At 57.5% G+C, this 20,051-nt stretch carries 6 protein-coding genes, 2 tRNA genes, 6 rRNA genes and 1 pseudogene (1 of these 15 cut by a window edge); 4 read left to right on the forward strand and 11 right to left on the reverse strand.

All coding sequences use genetic code 11. The features are described 5' to 3' along the window. Positions 1-55 precede the first annotated feature (55 nt). Positions 56-4,630: pseudogene (locus JET17_RS25815) on the reverse strand (retention module-containing protein); the annotation flags it as partial. 350 nt (positions 4,631-4,980) lie between these two features. Here JET17_RS25815 and JET17_RS25820 point away from each other — a divergent pair. Genes JET17_RS25820 through JET17_RS25830 form a run of 3 tightly spaced genes read left to right on the forward strand, consistent with a single transcriptional unit; the run spans position 4,981 to position 9,885 of the window. Next, positions 4,981-6,318 (forward strand): TolC family outer membrane protein, encoded by a 1,338-nt coding sequence (locus JET17_RS25820; protein WP_012316814.1) that lies wholly within the window; start codon positions 4,981-4,983, stop codon positions 6,316-6,318. 44 nt (positions 6,319-6,362) lie between these two features. After that, positions 6,363-8,519 carry a type I secretion system permease/ATPase gene (locus JET17_RS25825; RefSeq protein WP_012316815.1) on the forward strand — a complete coding sequence of 719 codons (2,157 nt, stop codon included), beginning with the start codon at positions 6,363-6,365 and terminating at the stop codon, positions 8,517-8,519. Between the two features lie 7 nt (positions 8,520-8,526). After that, entirely contained in the window at positions 8,527-9,885 is a 1,359-nt protein-coding gene (locus JET17_RS25830) for an HlyD family type I secretion periplasmic adaptor subunit (RefSeq protein ID WP_172655299.1), read from the forward strand. 58 nt (positions 9,886-9,943) lie between these two features. On the opposite strand, the gene lapD is transcribed toward JET17_RS25830, so the two are convergent. Together lapD and lapG are read right to left on the reverse strand one after the other, a co-directional pair. Beyond that, positions 9,944-11,890, reverse strand: a complete 1,947-nt coding sequence (gene lapD, locus JET17_RS25835; RefSeq protein WP_012316817.1) for a cyclic di-GMP receptor LapD — start codon at positions 11,888-11,890, stop codon at positions 9,944-9,946. A 10-nt stretch (positions 11,891-11,900) separates the two neighbouring features. Further along, entirely contained in the window at positions 11,901-12,647 is a 747-nt protein-coding gene (lapG, locus tag JET17_RS25840) for a cysteine protease LapG (RefSeq protein WP_420094520.1), read from the reverse strand. A 220-nt stretch (positions 12,648-12,867) separates the two neighbouring features. Between lapG and JET17_RS25845 the strand changes: the two genes are divergently transcribed. Further along, positions 12,868-13,566 carry a GntR family transcriptional regulator gene (locus JET17_RS25845; protein ID WP_012316819.1) on the forward strand — a complete coding sequence of 233 codons (699 nt, stop codon included), beginning with the start codon at positions 12,868-12,870 and terminating at the stop codon, positions 13,564-13,566. A gap of 54 nt (positions 13,567-13,620) precedes the next feature. Here the strand turns inward: JET17_RS25845 and rrf (JET17_RS25850) are convergent. The 8 genes from rrf (JET17_RS25850) to JET17_RS25885 all read right to left on the reverse strand — a co-directional run. Further along, positions 13,621-13,736, reverse strand: a 5S ribosomal RNA gene (gene rrf / locus JET17_RS25850). A 109-nt stretch (positions 13,737-13,845) separates the two neighbouring features. After that, positions 13,846-13,961: ribosomal RNA gene (rrf, locus tag JET17_RS25855) — 5S ribosomal RNA — on the reverse strand. A gap of 131 nt (positions 13,962-14,092) precedes the next feature. Further along, positions 14,093-16,984: ribosomal RNA gene (locus JET17_RS25860) — 23S ribosomal RNA — on the reverse strand. Between the two features lie 236 nt (positions 16,985-17,220). Then, positions 17,221-17,296: transfer RNA gene (locus tag JET17_RS25865), tRNA-Ala, on the reverse strand. Positions 17,297-17,302: 6 nt separating this feature from the next. Further along, a tRNA-Ile gene (locus JET17_RS25870) sits at positions 17,303-17,379 on the reverse strand. 77 nt (positions 17,380-17,456) lie between these two features. Then, a 16S ribosomal RNA gene (locus JET17_RS25875) occupies positions 17,457-18,993 on the reverse strand. A gap of 447 nt (positions 18,994-19,440) precedes the next feature. After that, a 5S ribosomal RNA gene (gene rrf, locus JET17_RS25880) occupies positions 19,441-19,556 on the reverse strand. Positions 19,557-19,687: 131 nt separating this feature from the next. Then, a 23S ribosomal RNA gene (locus JET17_RS25885) occupies positions 19,688-20,051 on the reverse strand; it runs 2,528 nt beyond the window's last position. Together the 16S, 23S and 5S rRNA genes with 2 tRNA genes alongside form the textbook arrangement of a ribosomal RNA operon.

Raw genomic sequence — 20,051 nt, forward strand, 5'->3', positions numbered from 1 at the left:
CGGTCACTTGGCCAGAGGTCTGGCCGGCCGCAATGTTGATGGTAGCGCCATTGCTCAGCGTTACGGTCATCGCCGTGCCCGCTGGGTTGCTCAGCGTGGCGGTGTAAACGATCTGACCGCCTTCAGCGACATCGCCGGTCGCGCTCAGCACCAGATTGGTAGTGGCCTGGGTAGCCGGGCTGTCGGTGACCGTGGTGGTCGGAGCGCCGGCGGTGTCCAGCTTCTCGTAGTTACCGCCTTCGACCTTGGTGATGCTGTTGGTCAGCGGTGCATTGGTGTTGTAGACGTTATTGGGCGCAACGAAGTCGACCGAACCGGACGACTCGCCAACACCGATGGTGATGCTTTGACCGTTGGCCAATGTCACGACCAGCGGCGAACCAGTAACCGGCGCCGACACCGAGGCGGTGTACACCACGGTACCGCCCTCGACCACGCTTGGAGTGGCGGTCAACGTGACGGTCGACGTGTCGAGCGTATCGCTGACGTTGGTCACGGCCTCAGCCGGATTCACTGCGAGGTTCTCGAAGTCACCACCCGTGGTACCAGTGACGGTGGCTTTGACCTGACCGGCGTCTTTGTAGACGTCATCCGCCGGGGCTGGAACAGAGACCGTGCCGGAGGTCTGGCCGGCCGCGATATTGATGGTCGCGCCATTGCTCAGCGTCACGGTCATCGCCGTACCCGCTGGGTTGCTCAAGGTCGCGGTGTAGACAATCTGACCGCCCTCAGCGACATCACCCGTGGCGCTCAGCACCAGGTTGGTAGTCGCCTGGGTAGCGGGACTGTCGGTAACCGTCGTGGTTGGTGTACCGGCGGTATCGAGCTTCTCATAGTTACCGCCGTCGACCTTGGTGATGCTATTGGTCAGTGCAGTGTTGGTGTTGTAGACGTTGTTCGGCGCGGTGAAGTTGACCGAGCCGGACGACTCGCCAACGCCGATGGTGATGGTTTGGCCGTTGGCCAGGGTCACGACCAGTGGCGAACCAGTAACAGGAGCCGATACCGACGCGGTGTACACCACGGTACCGCCCTCGACCGCGCTTGGGGTGGCGGTCAACGTGACGGTCGACGTGTCGAGGGTGTCGCTGACATTGGTCACGGCTTCAGCCGGACTAACCGCCAGCTGCTCGAAATCACCACCGGTGGTACCGGTGATGGTGGCTTTGACCTGGCCGGCGTCCTTGTAGACGTCATCGGCCGGGGCTGGGACAGCGACCGTACCGGAAGTCTGGCCGGCCGCGATGTTGATGGTCGCGCCGTTGCTCAGCGTCACGGTCATCGCCGTGCCCGCTGGGTTGCTCAAGGTCGCGGTGTAGACAATCTGACCGCCTTCGGCGACATCGCCAGTGGCGCTCAGCACCAGGTTGGTAGTCGCCTGGGTAGCGGGACTGTCGGTAACCGTCGTGGTTGGTGTACCGGCGGTGTCGAGCTGTTCGTAATTACCGCCCTCGACCTTGGTGATGCTGTTAGTCAGCGGGGTATTGGTGTTGTAGACGTTGTTTGGCGCAACGAAGTCGACCGAGCCGGACGACTCGCCGACGCCGATGGTGATGGTTTGGCCGTTGGCCAGGGTCACGACCAGTGGCGAACCAGTAACAGGAGCCGATACCGACGCGGTGTACACCACGGTACCGCCCTCGACCGCGCTTGGGGTGGCGGTCAACGTGACGGTCGACGTGTCGAGGGTGTCGCTGACATTGGTCACGGCTTCAGCCGGACTAACCGCCAGCTGCTCGAAATCACCACCGGTGGTACCGGTGATGGTGGCTTTGACCTGGCCGGCGTCCTTGTAGACGTCATCGGCCGGGGCTGGGACAGCGACCGTACCGGAAGTCTGGCCGGCCGCGATGTTGATGGTCGCGCCGTTGCTCAGCGTTACGGTCATCGCCGTGCCCGCTGGGTTGCTCAGCGTGGCGGTGTAAACGATCTGACCGCCTTCAGCGACATCGCCGGTCGCGCTCAGCACCAGATTGGTAGTGGCCTGGGTAGCCGGGCTGTCGGTGACCGTGGTGGTCGGAGCGCCGGCGGTGTCCAGCTTCTCGTAGTTACCGCCTTCGACCTTGGTGATGCTGTTGGTCAGCGGTGCATTGGTGTTGTAGACGTTATTGGGCGCAACGAAGTCGACCGAACCGGACGACTCGCCAACACCGATGGTGATGCTTTGACCGTTGGCCAATGTCACGACCAGCGGCGAACCAGTAACAGGAGCCGACACCGAGGCGGTGTACACCACGGTACCGCCCTCGACCACGCTTGGAGTGGCGGTCAACGTGACGGTCGACGTGTCGAGCGTATCGCTGACGTTGGTCACGGCCTCAGCCGGATTGACTGCGAGGTTCTCGAAGTCACCACCCGTGGTACCAGTGACGGTGGCTTTGACCTGACCGGCGTCTTTGTAGACGTCATCCGCCGGGGCTGGAACAGAGACCGTGCCGGAGGTCTGGCCGGCCGCGATATTGATGGTCGCGCCATTGCTCAGCGTTACGGTCATCGCCGTGCCCGCTGGGTTGCTCAGCGTGGCGGTGTAAACGATCTGACCGCCTTCAGCGACATCGCCGGTCGCGCTCAGCACCAGGTTGGTAGTGGCCTGGGTAGCCGGGCTGTCGGTGACCGTGGTGGTCGGAGTGCCGGCGGTGTCCAGCTTCTCGTAGTTACCGCCTTCGACCTTGGTGATGCTGTTGGTCAGCGGTGCATTGGTGTTGTAGACGTTATTGGGCGCAACGAAGTCGACCGAACCGGACGACTCGCCGACGCCGATGGTGATGGTTTGGCCGTTGGCCAGGGTGACCACCAGTGGGCTGCCGGTGACCGGAGCACTAACCGACGCCGTATAGGTGACCACGCCACCTTCGACTACTGACGCATTGGCGGTCAGGGTCACCGTGCTGGTATCGAGCGTATCGCTGACGTTGGTTACGGCCTCAGCCGGGTTAACTGCGAGGTTCTCGAAGTCACCACCGGTGGTGCCGGTGATGGTCGCTTTGACCTGGCCGGCGTCTTTGTAAACGTCATCCGCCGGTGCAGCGACGGTCACTTGGCCAGAGGTCTGGCCTGCAGCGATATTGATGGTCGCGCCGTTGCTCAAGGTCACGGTCATCGCCGTGCCGGCTGGGTTGCTCAAGGTCGCGGTGTAGACGATCTGGCCGCCTTCGGCCACGTCCCCAGTCGCGCTCAGTACCAGGTTGGTGGTCGCTTGAGTGTCCGGGCTGTCGGTAACCGTCGTGGTCGGAGTCCCCGCGGTGTCGAGCTGTTCGTAATTACCGCCTTCAACCTTGGTGATGCTGTTGGTCAGCGGGGTATTGGTGTTGTAGACGTTGTTCGGCGCGGTGAAGTTGACCGAACCGGACGACTCACCGATGCCGATGGTGATGCTCTGGCCGTTGGCCAGGGTGACTACCAGTGGGCTGCCTGTGACCGGAGCACTGACCGACGCGGTGTACACCACGGTCCCCCCCTCAACCACGCTTGGGGTGGCTGTAAGGGTGACGGTCGACGTGTCAATGCTGTCGCTGATAGTAGTTACAGCGCTCTGGGGGTTGATCGACAGCTGCTCAAAATTGCCCCCGGTGGCGCCGGTGATGGTGGCGGTGACTGTCGAGCCATTGTTGTAACCATCATTGGCCGGCGTCTGGAAGGCCACACTGCCCGTGGTATTGCCCGCGCCAACGGTAATAGTCTGGCCGTTCGACAGCGTCACGGTCACCGGGGTCTGGGCGGGGTTGCTCAGGGTTACGGTGTAAGTGATCACGCCACCTTCGGTGACGCTTGGCGAAGCGGTAAGGGTCGCAGTCGTGTTGTCTACTGTATCGGTAACCTGAGTCACCGCAGGCGCCTGCGGCAAGGTCACGGTGATGCCAGTACCGCCACTGGTTCCCGTCACGGTGGTGGAGATCTGGCCGCCATCGACGTATGGGGTATCGTTAGCCGGAATTGTAACGTTCACGGTGCCGCTGGTCTGGCCCGCCTGAATGACGATCACTGCCCCATTCGACAGTGTTACGGTCAGGTTGGAAGTAGGTGCCTGGCCGACCGTCGCGGTATAAACGATAACGCCACCCGCTTCGGAGATCGAAGGGGTGGCGGTGAGGGTCAGCCCAGTGGCGACCGTTGTCGGAGTATCGGCGGTGGTGTCGTTGGCATCGGTATCCAGCCCGCCAACCTCCTCGTCATCAAGGTCGGCGGCGAAGCTCAGAGGGTCAGTCGGGAAACCGATGGTCGGGTCCACCGAGCCTGCTGTTTCTTCCAACAGGACAAAACTGTGGCCACCGCCAACCGTGCCACCACCTGCCGCTGCAGGACCTGCTGCCGGAGCCTCCAGTTCGGTGGTAGGGTCCACGCCCGCGGCGATCGCTTGCTGCAGCTCTTCCACCGACGGTGCGGCCTGCGCGATAGCCTGACCCAAGTCGGTACTGCTGTCGGGTGCGTCAGCGCTCCATTGGGTATCACGGCCCAGATCGAGCAAACGACCATCGGCCAGTTCGAGGGTGACGGCGCCGCCCGGGCCGGTGAGGACTTCTTCACCGGCCAACAGGCGATCACCTTCAATGAGTACACGCCGGATGCCTTCTGGGGATACTGCGATGACTTGGCCAACAATACTTTTGACGATGGCTACAACGCTGCTCATTGGACTCTCCGGGTTACCCGATGTGATCTACTTCCATGCTCCGAGCAGCGCTCACGAGCCACTGCAGACGGAAGTGTGTCGATACTGTTTCCGGCATACTTGACGTCAAATTATCGTCTATAACTGCCGGCTATTAACTTTATGCCAAACTATTGACCTTATGGTCGCCATCCTAAACAATCGGCAATGTAATGTCACATTGATATTTGAACGGTTGCTATCCCTTCCTTTAGTACTAATACCAGTGCCCCGTCGGAAGCTGCTCATCGGTCAAATCAGGTTGTCATTTTCCAGACCTGAACCGCTTCGACCGTGATTCAGGACAACAGCGCCCTCGGGGATCAGTAAAAATGCGTGCGTCACTGTTTACCGCTCTTCCATTCGCCTTTGCCGCCACTTTCCTACAAGCACAAACCTTGCCCGAAGCCATGCAGAAAGCCCTTGAGGTGCACCCGGAGATCCAGGCGGGTGTCAACGCCCGGGTGGCTGCCGATTACCAGCTGCGTGCGGCCAAGGGCGGCTATTTGCCGCGGGTAGACGTGACCGCTGGTTATGGACGTGAGGGGACTGACAGCCCGAGCACCGGCAACCGCTGGGAAAGCCTCAATCGCGGTGAGTCAGCAATCCGTCTTCGCCAAATGGTTTTTGACGGTTTTGCCACTTCTAGCGAAGTAGGCCGTCAACAAGCCACCGTTAATGCCCGCGCCTACTCGCTGATGGACACCTCGGAGCGTACCGCGCTTGACGTGGCCCAGGTTTACCTGGACGTGCTGTCGCGCCGCGAAATGGTCCGCCTCGCCGAGGAAAACCTGCGCAACCACGAACGTATCCTCGACCAGATCAAACTGCGTACCAGCCGTGGTGTTGGCCGCCTGGCTGACCTTGATCAGGCCGAAGCCCGTCTGGCTCAAGCGCGCAATAATTTGATAACCGAGCAGACCAACCTCGCCGATGCCAACACCAACTTCCTAAGCGTGGTAGGCCAGATGCCGGATGAACTGAGCGCCCCGGCGCCTTTCATCGACCTGCTGCCGGCAACTCTGGATGAGGCGCGCGCGCAGATGGTAGAGAGCAGCCCAGTACTGCGCTCGGCAGAGTCGGACATCACCGCGGCAGAGAAACAGTACGACGCTGCGAAGTCGAGCTTCTATCCGCGGTTCGATGCAGAACTCGGAAGAACGGCCGATAACAACATCGACGGCACTGTCGGCCACAACAATGAGTGGCAGGCCATGCTGCGCATGAACTTCAACCTGTACGCCGGCGGCAGCAACAAGGCTGACCTGGAGTCCAAGTCATACTTGGCCAACCAGGCGCTGGATATTCGCAATAACGCCCTGCGCCAGCTCAACGAAGAACTGGGCCTGGCATGGAATGCGCAAGAGAACGCCAACGCCCAGTTGCCTATCGCCCAGCAATACGTCGATCACAGCAACCGGGTACGCAGCGCTTACCAGCAGCAGTTCAGCCTCGGCGAACGCACACTGCTCGACTTGCTCGACAGTGAAAATGAAACCTTCACTGCTCAGCGCCGTCTGGTTGAGGTGAAGAACATACAATTGTTTACTCAATACCGAATCAAGGCGACCATTGGCCAACTGCTCAAGAGCCAGGGTGTCGTAGCACCGATGGCCACCGTTGTGCAGAATGATGTGAAACCGCGAGTGAACCTGCCAGGCATGAACTGAGGCGCACCCGCACCATCTACCCGCAAGGATGAAGAGAGCGCCGCGTGGAATCCGAAGTCAGTCGAGTGCAACTCAGCCACGATCCACGCAGTCAGCACGATGACCCGTTGCTGGATAGTCTGCTGACCCTGTGTGTTCTGCACCAGAAGCCCGCAAGCAGGGCCATGCTGACTACCGGCCTGCCCTTGCCGGCCCAGCGCCTGAGCCCCGATCTGCTGCCTCGCGCGGCTGCCCGTGCCGGGCTGCAAGGGCGCGTACTTCAGCGCAAACTGGAGCAGATCCCGAGCATCGCCATGCCGGCCATGCTGCTGCTCAATGAAGGCCGAAGCGCCGTGCTGGCGGGCTGGGAAAACGAAGACACCGCTCGCCTGCTGCTCAGTGAAAGCGACGGCGGTGAGGTGCTGGTGAGCCGCGAGGCGCTGCAGGGCGACTACAGCGGCAAAGTGTTCTTCGCCCAGCCGCAGCATAAGTTCGATGTGAACCACGGCAACCTCATCCCGCGCGCCCGCTCCTGGTTCCGCGACACGCTGATGCGCAGCAAATGGCTGTACATCGACGCCATTGCTGCCAGCTTGGTGATCAACCTGATTGCACTGGCTGCGCCTTTGTTCGTGATGAATGTGTACGACCGCGTGGTTCCCAACCAGGCCACGTCGACGTTATGGGTGCTGGCGGCAGGCATCGGCTTCGCCTACATATTCGACCTCATTCTCAAAGGCCTGCGCGGCCTCTGCCTGGACCTTGCAGGCAAGAAGACCGACTTGATCATTTCAGCCACGCTGTTCGAGCGGATCGTCGGCATGTCGATGAAATATCGCCCTGCCCGGGTCGGCAGCTTTGCCCAGAACATCCACGAATTCCAAGGCCTGCGCGACTTCCTCGCTTCGCTCACACTGACCACCCTGATCGATCTGCCGTTCACCCTGCTGATCCTTCTTGTCATCGCTATCATCGGCGGGCATCTGGTATGGATCCCGATCCTTGCGTTCCCGCTGGCTTTGGGCATCGGCTATGCGCTGCAGAAGCCGTTGATGGCGACCATGGAGCGCACCATGGCGCTGGCATCGGAGCGCCAGTCCAGCCTGATCGAAACGCTGGCCGGCCTGGATGCAGTCAAGGTCAACAACGCCGAGAGCGAACGCCAGTACATGTGGGAGCAGACCCTTGGCACCCTCAGCCGCCTCGAGCTGCGCGTCAAAGTGCTGTCGAGCCTGGCCATGAACATCACCTTGCTCATCCAGCAGCTGGCGGGGGTGGCGATGATCTGCGTCGGCGTTTACCTGATCATCGACGGCAACCTGAGCATGGGCGGTCTGGTCGCCTGCTACATGCTCAGCGGTCGAGCGCTAGGCCCGTTGAGCTCGCTCAACGGTTTGCTGGCCCGCTACCAGCAGGCCAAGGTGACCATGGTGGCCACCGACCAGATGATGGAGCTACCGCAGGAGCGCAATTTCGATGAACGTCCTCTGAGCCGTCAGGTGCTGCAGGGCGCGGTCGAATTCCGGGGTGTAGATTTCACCTACCCCAATCAGCAGAACCTGGCGCTCAAAGGCATCAACCTGAATATCCGCCCGGGCGAGAAGGTCGGCATCATCGGCCGCAGCGGCTCGGGCAAAAGCTCGCTGGCCAAGCTCATCGTCGGCCTGTACGAGGCAGACAATGGCTCCTTGCTGGTCGATGGCGTTGATATCCGCCAGATCGACGTCAGTGAGTTGCGCCATAACATCGGCTATGTCCCGCAAGACATTCAGTTGCTGGCAGGCACTTTGCGCGACAATCTTGTCAGCGGTGCCCGCTACATTGAAGACGAATTGATCCTGCAAGCCGCCGAGCTGGCCGGCGTGCATGAATTCGCTCGCCTGCATCCCGACGGTTACGAACTGCAGGTCGGCGAACGCGGCCAGAACCTTTCCGGAGGGCAGCGGCAGAACGTTGCCCTGGCTCGGGCGCTGCTGCTCAACCCGCAGATCCTGCTGTTGGACGAACCCACCAGTGCCATGGACAACACGGGGGAAGAACGCCTCAAACAGCGCCTGGCTGCTGTCATCGAAGGCAAGACCGTTTTGCTGGTGACCCACCGGGCGTCCTTGCTGTCGCTGGTGGACCGGTTGATCGTCATCGATCGAGGACAGATTGTTGCGGATGGCCCGAAAGCCGCCGTCATGGATGCGCTTAAAAAGGGGCAGATCAGTGTTGCATAAGCTGGATATGGGGCGTTTCAAGGACAGCCTGCGCCGTTACTTCAAGGGCTCGGAATCCCTTGCCGGGCAACCGCTGCCAGAGGTCAACAAAGCGCTGATCGAAGACGCGCCACGCATCGTGCGCCTGACTATCTGGGGCATCATCGCGTTCTTCCTGGTCATGATCATCTGGGCCAGCGTGGCCCCCATCGATGAAGTTACCCGCGGTGAAGGCAAGGCCATTCCATCCTCCAAAGTGCAGAAAATTCAGAACCTGGAAGGCGGCATCGTCGCGCAGATCTATGCCAAGGAAGGGCAGATCGTCGAAGTCGGGGAGCCATTGCTGCGGCTGGACGAAACACGCTTCGCATCCAACGTTGGTGAAACCGAAGCCGATCGTCTGGCGATGGCGCTGCGAGTGCAGCGCCTGAGCGCCGAAGTAGACGACAAGCCGCTGCAGATCGACGAAGAGCTGCGCAAGGCCGCACCGAGCCAGGCCGCCAGCGAGCAGTCGCTGTATCAGAGCCGGCGCCAACAACTGCATGATGAGATCAGCGGCTTGGAACAGCAACTTGTGCAAAAACAGCAGGAACTGCGCGAGTTCACCTCCAAGCGAGCACAGTACGCCAACAGCCTGCAGTTGCTGCGTCAGGAAATTGCCATGTCCGAGCCACTGGTGGCCCAAGGCGCTATTTCCCAGGTGGAAGTGCTACGCCTGCGCCGCGCAGAAGTAGAGAACCGCGGGCAGATGGACTCCACCGCGCTCGCCATTCCCCGCGCCGAAGCGGCTATCAAGGAAGTGCAGAGCAAGATTGAAGAAACCCGCGGCAAGTTCCGCAGCGAGGCGCTGACCCAGCTCAACGAGGCACGTACCGAGTTGAACAAGGCCACCGCCACGGGCAAGGCGCTGGATGACCGGGTCAACCGTACGATGGTCAGCTCGCCGGTACGTGGCATCGTCAAGCAGTTGCTGGTCAACACTGTCGGAGGCGTGATCCAGCCAGGCAGTGATATCGTAGAGATCGTGCCACTGGATGATAGCCTTGTAGTGGAGGCCAAGATCCTGCCCAAGGACATCGCGTTTCTGCACCCGGGCCAGGAAGCGACAGTCAAGTTCACTGCCTACGACTACACCATATACGGCGGTTTGAAGGCCACGCTGGAGCAGATCGGTGCCGACACCATCACCGATGAAGACAAAAAGACCACGTACTACCTGATCAAGCTGCGCACGGAGAAAAGCCACTTGGGTACGGACGAGAAACCGTTGCTGATCATCCCAGGAATGGTAGCAACGGTGGATATCATGACGGGCAAGAAGACCATCATGAGCTACCTGCTAAAACCCATCATGAAGGCCCGTGCTGAAGCCCTGCGCGAACGCTGACTGTCACAGGTGCAACCACCCTGAGGAAGGGTGCTGCACCTGCTCTGTCAGGCCGAAATCAGCGCCACGGGGCAGGCTCGCCCACCAACTGCCCCTGAATACCTTTCACCTCCATTTCCAGTAGCACCTGTCGCTCTCCTTCCGTTTCGACCCGCTCGGCAATCAACGGCAGATCAATACTGTGCGCTGCCCGCTGAATTGCTTCGATGAACAAACGCTTGTGTTGCTCATGGTCAATATTGCGGATGTAGCTCCCGTCGATCTTCAGGTACGCCAGGCCCAAGTGCGCCAGGTTACCGATCATGCTGAAGCGGCCACCAAAACGCTGCAGCGCCAGCCCGAAACCAAGCCCGTGCAAGCGTCGAGTCAACTGCTCGAGCACGGCTTGCGCAGGCAATTGCTCTTCGCCGATTTCCAAGACCAAGCGTGGCCCCAGTGCGGTGTATTGGCCAAGCAAATCGTATACCCGCTGCAGAGCGTTGGGGTCGGCCAGGGTCGCAGCCGACAGGTTGAGCGCAAGCACCTGATCATGGCTACGCAAGTGCGCCAGCACTTTTTCGAGCACCAGCACATCCAGCCGCGTCATCCAGCCAAAGCGCTCCAGCCACGGCAGAAAGCGGCCAGCCGGCACTGCCTCGCCTTCATCATCGTGCAGCCGTGAAATGACTTTGTAGTGCAGCACGCGCTGCACGTCTTTGCATTCCACAACCGGTTGGAAGAAAAGTTCGAACTGACCTTTGACGAAGGCTTGCTCAAGCCGCGTGTGCCAGGCGTGATGGCTATCGCCGGCAACAGCCGCGGCCCCCTGCTCAAGACAAACCCAGCCGGGTGTCGGCTGATTTTCAGCGCGGGCCAGGGCCTCATCGGCAAGTTTCAATAGCGCTTGCGGCGCGTCGCCGGGGCTGAACGGTGCAAGGCCAATACAGGCTACCGGGTCGACATCGGTGGCACCGGTCTCGTGCAGGCTCTGCAGTGTAGCCTCCAAGGCCTGGGCGAGCTGTACCGCCTCTTCGTGCACCATGCCTGGGGCGAGCACAGCGAACTCACCGCCACGGCTGCGGGAAATCAGGTCTTTGGTCTCCGGGAACTTGGCACAGGTACGCTGCAGCTGTACGCCGACCGCCTGCAACAGCTGGTCGGTGCGTTGGCCGCCCAAGCGGGCGTTAAGCCCTGTGAGGTCCTGAACACGCAGCAACAGTAGGTAACCCGCCCTCGCTTCTTCAAGGTTGCTGACTCGGGTATTGAGCTGCATTTCAAAGTAACGGCGATTGGACAACCCGGTCAGGCTGTCCTGATACGATTCGGTACGTAGCCGCTCGCTGCGCTCGGCCTGCTCGTTGAACAGGGCCTTGAGCTTCTCCACCATCTGGTTCATGGCTTGCACCACACGGCGCAACTCGGGCGTGCGCGGCAGCTCAGGCAGGCTGAGGAACTCGCGGCGGGCGATGGCGTGGGACTGCTCGACCATGTAGTCCAGCGGCCGCAATTGACGACGTAACAGTAAGGCTCCGAGTACCGCGCTCGCTGCACCGCAGAGCAGCAGCCAGCCCAGGCTGCCCAAGGCGCTCTGCCAGAGTTTGGAGATGGCGAACATCGGGTGGCTAATGACTTCGACACGCGCAGCTTGTTGCCAACCTCGGCTGACGATGGCATCACCGCCGGCAGCTTCGAGGCCTATCAGGTGGATGAACCAGGCAGGAACACCACCAGGATCTGGCTCCGCGTGACGCTCCACCAGCACCGCATTCGAGGCCAGGTCGACGACCTTGATGCTCGAATAATAGCCACTGTCAAATATCGAACTGACCATGAGCTCTACCATGGCCGGGTCATCGATGTTCGGCGTCAAAGAAAGCGCCAGCGCCGTGGCAGCGTCCTGAGCATGTGAGCGCAGCTGGTTTACGTACTGACTGCGTGAACTCTCCAGGCTGACCATGAAGCTGCCGCTGAACGCGACTACCAGGAACAGGCAAATGGCCAACAGCAATTGTTTGAACAGTGACATCTGTGCTCCTTCAGTAAACCGGTTCGGCCGGGAACCCTTCGGCCTGCATTTTCTTTAACAAGTCCTGCCAGCGTGACAAACGCTTGGTGTCACCGACTTTCTTGTTACCCGCAGCACCGGTCAACCAGAGGCCTTCACCATTGAAGGCGTAGACCGGCAAGAGGTCAGTACGCTGGCTGGCCGGCTTGATCGCGTCCATCAGGCTATCGAGTACCAGCGGCTGGGCTTGTGGGCTTGAATAATAGGTCAGCACCATATGCGCGCGGTTCTGGCGCAAGGCCTTGACGTAGGTGATGCGTAGCTTTTCACTTGGGATACCCATGCGGCGCAGGCTGAAATACTTGGCGATGGCGTAGTCCTCGCAATCACCAGCGCCCTTGATCAAGGCCTGGATGGGCGTGGCCCAATAGTCGACTTCACGCCACAAGTCGATGTCTTCGACATAGCGCAATTGCTGGTTGAAAAACAGGTTGGCTGCCTGCAAGCGTTGTAGCTCGGAGCCTTGGTTTTGCGTGGCCATCATGGCTTGCCAGGCATCGATGCGGCCCTTGCCGGCACCGAGTGGGCCATACAGGGTCTGTGACTTGCGACTGATCTGGGAAAAATCCCAATCCGCATGCAAACCGCCCAGCAGCAAGCTGCCCAGCAAAATGGCGAGGCCGACACATCGCGCGGCGGTTTTGATTACCCAGGGTATCGCCACTGCGAAGACCTGTTCAGACCAGTCGAAAGCAGCGATGGTGAGGTCTGTCAGCATAAAAAACAATGGCATCCTGCAATCATGCCGCCGGTGGTCGGGGAGCCAAGACTTTCCAGTTAATGCTTTGTATGTGCCGCTTCCTTTGCCAGTCGTCTTCATCCACCATATCTCTAGGCCGTGTTTCGCCCGCCCCCATTGCGGGGAGCTGGTTTGACAAGCCCCCTTGCCTGTTACTAGTCTCATTGGATCCAACTTTAGTCGTCGAGGCAGACTCCGCGTGGCCGAGAAAATCAAACTGAGCAATGTGCTGGCGAGCGAACAGCTACCGGCGAACCTGGCCCGTGGCGTGATCGAAGAACGCTTGCGCAGCGCCATACTCGATGGCCGCCTGCCGCCCGGTACCGCCGTGCGCCAACAAGAGCTGGCGACCTTGTATGGCGTCAGCCGCATGCCTGTGCGTGAGGCGCTGCGCCAGCTGGAAGCGCAATCACTGCTCAAGGTGGAAATGCACAAGGGCGCGGTTGTGGCGCCTTTGATTGGTGAAGATGCAGTCGACACTTATGCGTTGCGGGTTTTGCTCGAGTCCGAGGCCCTGCGCCAATCCATTCCCCTGCTCGATGCCGATGATATCGCCCGTGCACGTGGTTACATCCGGCAACTGGAAAACGAGACGCGCCACGCCGAAATCGGCCGCCTCAATCGGCTGTTCCACATGGCCCTGTACGGCAAGGCTCAGAACCAGAAGCTACTGCGCCTGATCGAGGACGAGCTCAACGAGGAAGAGCGCTTCCTGCGCTTTCATCTATCGTCGATGGGCTTGGGCAAGCTGACCCAGGACGATCACAACGCACTGGCGGATGCAGCCAGTGACAAGCTGGTCGACGAGGCAGTGAGGGTGCTGGAGCAGCATCTGAACAATGGTGCGCGGGTTATCAGGAATTACCTGGACAAGCAGGCAGTCCAGCCAATGCCATAACCCGGAAAAGACAAAGCCCCTGTCTGCAGTGCAGACAGGGGCTTTGGATTTGAATCTTGACGATGACCTACTCTCACATGGGGAAACCCCACACTACCATCGGCGATGCATCGTTTCACTGCTGAGTTCGGGATGGGATCAGGTGGTTCCAATGCTCTATGGTCGTCAAGAAATTCTGTGTGCCGGCCCGTCCTGCGGACGTACCCGCGAATCTCTGTAGTTCCTACTTAAAGACAAAACCCCTACCTGCTTACGCAGATAGGGGTTTTGCGAAATGAATCTTGACGATGACCTACTCTCACATGGGGAAACCCCACACTACCATCGGCGATGCATCGTTTCACTACTGAGTTCGGGATGGGATCAGGTGGTTCCAATGCTCTATGGTCGTCAAGAAATTCTGTAGCCAGAATGTCCAGATGGACAGCCCAGCGAATTCGGATATGCGATATTTGTGATGCTGCGAACTTTCGGTTCTTTCGTCTTCACCACCACAATCTGCAGGAGCAAATTGCTTGGGTGTTATATGGTCAAGCCTCACGGGCAATTAGTATTGGTTAGCTCAACGCCTCACAGCGCTTACACACCCAACCTATCAACGTCGTAGTCTTCGACGGCCCTTTAGGGGATTCAAGATCCCAGTGAGATCTCATCTTGAGGCAAGTTTCCCGCTTAGATGCTTTCAGCGGTTATCTCTTCCGAACATAGCTACCCGGCAATGCCACTGGCGTGACAACCGGAACACCAGAGGTTCGTCCACTCCGGTCCTCTCGTACTAGGAGCAGCCCCTCTCAAATCTCAAACGTCCACGGCAGATAGGGACCGAACTGTCTCACGACGTTCTAAACCCAGCTCGCGTACCACTTTAAATGGCGAACAGCCATACCCTTGGGACCGGCTTCAGCCCCAGGATGTGATGAGCCGACATCGAGGTGCCAAACACCGCCGTCGATATGAACTCTTGGGCGGTATCAGCCTGTTATCCCCGGAGTACCTTTTATCCGTTGAGCGATGGCCCTTCCATACAGAACCACCGGATCACTAAGACCTACTTTCGTACCTGCTCGACGTGTTTGTCTCGCAGTCAAGCGCGCTTTTGCCTTTATACTCTACGACCGATTTCCGACCGGTCTGAGCGCACCTTCGTACTCCTCCGTTACTCTTTGGGAGGAGACCGCCCCAGTCAAACTACCCACCATACACTGTCCTCGATCCGGATAACGGACCTGAGTTAGAACCTCAAAGTTGCCAGGGTGGTATTTCAAGGATGGCTCCATGAGAACTGGCGTCCCCACTTCAAAGCCTCCCACCTATCCTACACAAGCAAATTCAAAGTCCAGTGCAAAGCTATAGTAAAGGTTCACGGGGTCTTTCCGTCTAGCCGCGGATACACTGCATCTTCACAGCGATTTCAATTTCACTGAGTCTCGGGTGGAGACAGCGCCGCCATCGTTACGCCATTCGTGCAGGTCGGAACTTACCCGACAAGGAATTTCGCTACCTTAGGACCGTTATAGTTACGGCCGCCGTTTACCGGGGCTTCGATCAAGAGCTTCGCTTGCGCTAACCCCATCAATTAACCTTCCGGCACCGGGCAGGCGTCACACCCTATACGTCCACTTTCGTGTTTGCAGAGTGCTGTGTTTTTAATAAACAGTCGCAGCGGCCTGGTATCTTCGACCGGCATGAGCTTACGGAGCAAGTCCTTCACCCTCACCGGCGCACCTTCTCCCGAAGTTACGGTGCCATTTTGCCTAGTTCCTTCACCCGAGTTCTCTCAAGCGCCTTGGTATTCTCTACCTAACCACCTGTGTCGGTTTGGGGTACGGTTCCCAGTTATCTGAAGCTTAGGAGCTTTTCTTGGAAGCATGGCATCAACCACTTCGTCGCCTAAAGGCAACTCGTCATCAGCTCTCGGCTTTGAGATCCCGGATTTGCCTAAGATCTCAGCCTACCACCTTAAACTTGGACAACCAACGCCAAGCTGGCCTAGCCTTCTCCGTCCCTCCATCGCAATAACTGGAAGTACAGGAATATTAACCTGTTTTCCATCGACTACGCTTTTCAGCCTCGCCTTAGGGACCGACTAACCCTGCGTCGATTAACGTTGCGCAGGAAACCTTGGTCTTTCGGCGTGCGAGTTTTTCACTCGCATTGTCGTTACTCATGTCAGCATTCGCACTTCTGATACCTCCAGCAAGCTTCTCAACTCACCTTCACAGGCTTACAGAACGCTCCTCTACCGCATCACCAAAGGTGATACCCGTAGCTTCGGTGCATGGTTTGAGCCCCGTTACATCTTCCGCGCAGGCCGACTCGACTAGTGAGCTATTACGCTTTCTTTAAAGGGTGGCTGCTTCTAAGCCAACCTCCTAGCTGTCTAAGCCTTCCCACATCGTTTCCCACTTAACCATGACTTTGGGACCTTAGCTGACGGTCTGGGTTGTTTCCCTTTTCACGACGGACGTTAGCACCCGCCGTGTGTCTCCCATGCTCGGCACTTGTAGGTATTCGGAGTTTGCATCGGTTTGGTAAGTCGGGATGACCCCCTAGCCGAAACAGTGCTCTACCCCCTACAGTGATACATGAGGCGCTACCTAAATAGCTTTCGAGGAGAACCAGCTATCTCCGAGCTTGATTAGCCTTTCACTCCGATCCACAGGTCATCCGCTAACTTTTCAACGGTAGTCGGTTCGGTCCTCCAGTCAGTGTTACCTAACCTTCAACCTGCCCATGGATAGATCGCCCGGTTTCGGGTCTATACCCAGCGACTAAACGCCCTATTAAGACTCGCTTTCGCTACGCCTCCCCTATTCGGTTAAGCTCGCCACTGAATATAAGTCGCTGACCCATTATACAAAAGGTACGCAGTCACCTAACAAAGTAGGCTCCCACTGCTTGTACGCATACGGTTTCAGGTTCTATTTCACTCCCCTCTCCGGGGTTCTTTTCGCCTTTCCCTCACGGTACTGGTTCACTATCGGTCAGTCAGTAGTATTTAGCCTTGGAGGATGGTCCCCCCATATTCAGACAAAGTTTCTCGTGCTCCGTCCTACTCGATTTCATTGATAAGAGATTTTCGTGTACGGGGCTATCACCCACTATGGCCGCACTTTCCAGAGCGTTCCACTAATCTCAAACCAACTTAAGGGCTGGTCCCCGTTCGCTCGCCACTACTAAGGGAATCTCGGTTGATTTCTTTTCCTCAGGGTACTTAGATGTTTCAGTTCCCCTGGTTCGCCTCTTGCACCTATGTATTCAGTACAAGATACTCAGCTTATGCTGAGTGGGTTCCCCCATTCAGAGATCTCTGGATCACAGTCTGTTTGCCGACTCCCCAAAGCTTATCGCAGGCTACCACGTCTTTCATCGCCTCTGACTGCCAAGGCATCCACCGTATGCGCTTCTTCACTTGACCATATAACCCCAAGCAATCTGGTTATACTGTGAAGACGACATTCGCCGAAAATTCGCATGTTGCTCTTTCGAGCAGAACTCACAAATTTTACCTTAGCCTGATCACACACCAGTGAAAGTGCATGTCAGTCTGTTTCTATCACATATCCGAATTTTTAAAGAACGATCTGACAAAAGTCAGAAATCAACATTCGATGCGAATGCTCATTTCTGAGTTTGATCAAGGTACAGCAGAAGTGGTGGAGCCAAGCGGGATCGAACCGCTGACCTCCTGCGTGCAAGGCAGGCGCTCTCCCAGCTGAGCTATGGCCCCGCATATTGGTAGGTCTGGGCAGATTTGAACTGCCGACCTCACCCTTATCAGGGGTGCGCTCTAACCAACTGAGCTACAGACCTATATAGGGTCTTGATCGTCTTCGACAATGAATCAAGCAATTCGTGTGGGAGCTCATCAGCAGGCTGATGTCGTCGATTAAGGAGGTGATCCAGCCGCAGGTTCCCCTACGGCTACCTTGTTACGACTTCACCCCAGTCATGAATCACACCGTGGTAACCGTCCTCCCGAAGGTTAGACTAGCTACTTCTGGTGCAACCCACTCCCATGGTGTGACGGGCGGTGTGTACAAGGCCCGGGAACGTATTCACCGCGACATTCTGATTCGCGATTACTAGCGATTCCGACTTCACGCAGTCGAGTTGCAGACTGCGATCCGGACTACGATCGGTTTTGTGAGATTAGCTCCACCTCGCGGCTTGGCAACCCTCTGTACCGACCATTGTAGCACGTGTGTAGCCCAGGCCGTAAGGGCCATGATGACTTGACGTCATCCCCACCTTCCTCCGGTTTGTCACCGGCAGTCTCCTTAGAGTGCCCACCATAACGTGCTGGTAACTAAGGACAAGGGTTGCGCTCGTTACGGGACTTAACCCAACATCTCACGACACGAGCTGACGACAGCCATGCAGCACCTGTGTCAGAGTTCCCGAAGGCACCAATCCATCTCTGGAAAGTTCTCTGCATGTCAAGGCCTGGTAAGGTTCTTCGCGTTGCTTCGAATTAAACCACATGCTCCACCGCTTGTGCGGGCCCCCGTCAATTCATTTGAGTTTTAACCTTGCGGCCGTACTCCCCAGGCGGTCAACTTAATGCGTTAGCTGCGCCACTAAAATCTCAAGGATTCCAACGGCTAGTTGACATCGTTTACGGCGTGGACTACCAGGGTATCTAATCCTGTTTGCTCCCCACGCTTTCGCACCTCAGTGTCAGTATCAGTCCAGGTGGTCGCCTTCGCCACTGGTGTTCCTTCCTATATCTACGCATTTCACCGCTACACAGGAAATTCCACCACCCTCTACCGTACTCTAGCTTGCCAGTTTTGGATGCAGTTCCCAGGTTGAGCCCGGGGCTTTCACATCCAACTTAACAAACCACCTACGCGCGCTTTACGCCCAGTAATTCCGATTAACGCTTGCACCCTCTGTATTACCGCGGCTGCTGGCACAGAGTTAGCCGGTGCTTATTCTGTCGGTAACGTCAAAACACTAACGTATTAGGTTAATGCCCTTCCTCCCAACTTAAAGTGCTTTACAATCCGAAGACCTTCTTCACACACGCGGCATGGCTGGATCAGGCTTTCGCCCATTGTCCAATATTCCCCACTGCTGCCTCCCGTAGGAGTCTGGACCGTGTCTCAGTTCCAGTGTGACTGATCATCCTCTCAGACCAGTTACGGATCGTCGCCTTGGTGAGCCATTACCTCACCAACTAGCTAATCCGACCTAGGCTCATCTGATAGCGCAAGGCCCGAAGGTCCCCTGCTTTCTCCCGTAGGACGTATGCGGTATTAGCGTTCCTTTCGAAACGTTGTCCCCCACTACCAGGCAGATTCCTAGGCATTACTCACCCGTCCGCCGCTGAATCAAGGAGCAAGCTCCCGTCATCCGCTCGACTTGCATGTGTTAGGCCTGCCGCCAGCGTTCAATCTGAGCCATGATCAAACTCTTCAGTTCAATACTGCTTGGGTTTTTAAGAAACCCTAAACTTGGCTCAGCAATCTCAAATGACTATGTGATTTCTCGCATGGTCACTTGTGATGCTGATAATCTTTTTGACTATCAGTCCATACTCACAAGCACCCACACGAATTGCTTGATTCGATTTGTTAAAGAGCGTTTGGTTAAGAGCTTTTCGTCTCAACCGAGGCGCGCATTCTACGCTTTCCTCAGAGCCTGTCAAGCGTTTATTTTGAAGTTTTTTGCGAGAAACTCGTTTAACTTCAGACACTTAACTCGCTTCGATCTCTCGTCGCGGGAGGTGAATAATACAGCATTCAAAAACGCTGTCAACCACCTTTTTACCACCGCCGGTTGGCTTTCAGCCCACCAGGAGAAGCGATAGCTTCTACTTAAAGACAAAACCCCTACCTGCTCGCGCAGATAGGGGTTTTGCGAAATGAATCTTGACGATGACCTACTCTCACATGGGGAAACCCCACACTACCATCGGCGATGCATCGTTTCACTACTGAGTTCGGGATGGGATCAGGTGGTTCCAATGCTCTATGGTCGTCAAGAAATTCTGTAGCCAGAATGTCCAGATGGACAGCCCAGCGAATTCGGATATGCGATATTTGTGATGCTGCGAACTTTCGGTTCTTTCGTCTTCACCACCACAATCTGCAGGAGCAAATTGCTTGGGTGTTATATGGTCAAGCCTCACGGGCAATTAGTATTGGTTAGCTCAACGCCTCACAGCGCTTACACACCCAACCTATCAACGTCGTAGTCTTCGACGGCCCTTTAGGGGATTCAAGATCCCAGTGAGATCTCATCTTGAGGCAAGTTTCCCGCTTAGATGCTTTCAGCGGTTATCTCTTCCGAACATAGCTACCCGGCAATGCCACTGGCGTGACAACCGGAACACCAGAGGTTCGTCCACTCCGGTCCTCTCGTACTAGGAGCAGCCCCTCTCAAATCTCAAACGTCCACGGCAGATAGGGACCGAACTGTCTCACGACGTTCTAAACCCAGCTCGCGTACCACTTTAAATGGCGAACAGCCATACCCTT

The sequence above is a fragment of the Pseudomonas putida genome (assembly GCF_016406145.1).
Lineage (GTDB): Bacteria > Pseudomonadota > Gammaproteobacteria > Pseudomonadales > Pseudomonadaceae > Aquipseudomonas > Aquipseudomonas putida_E.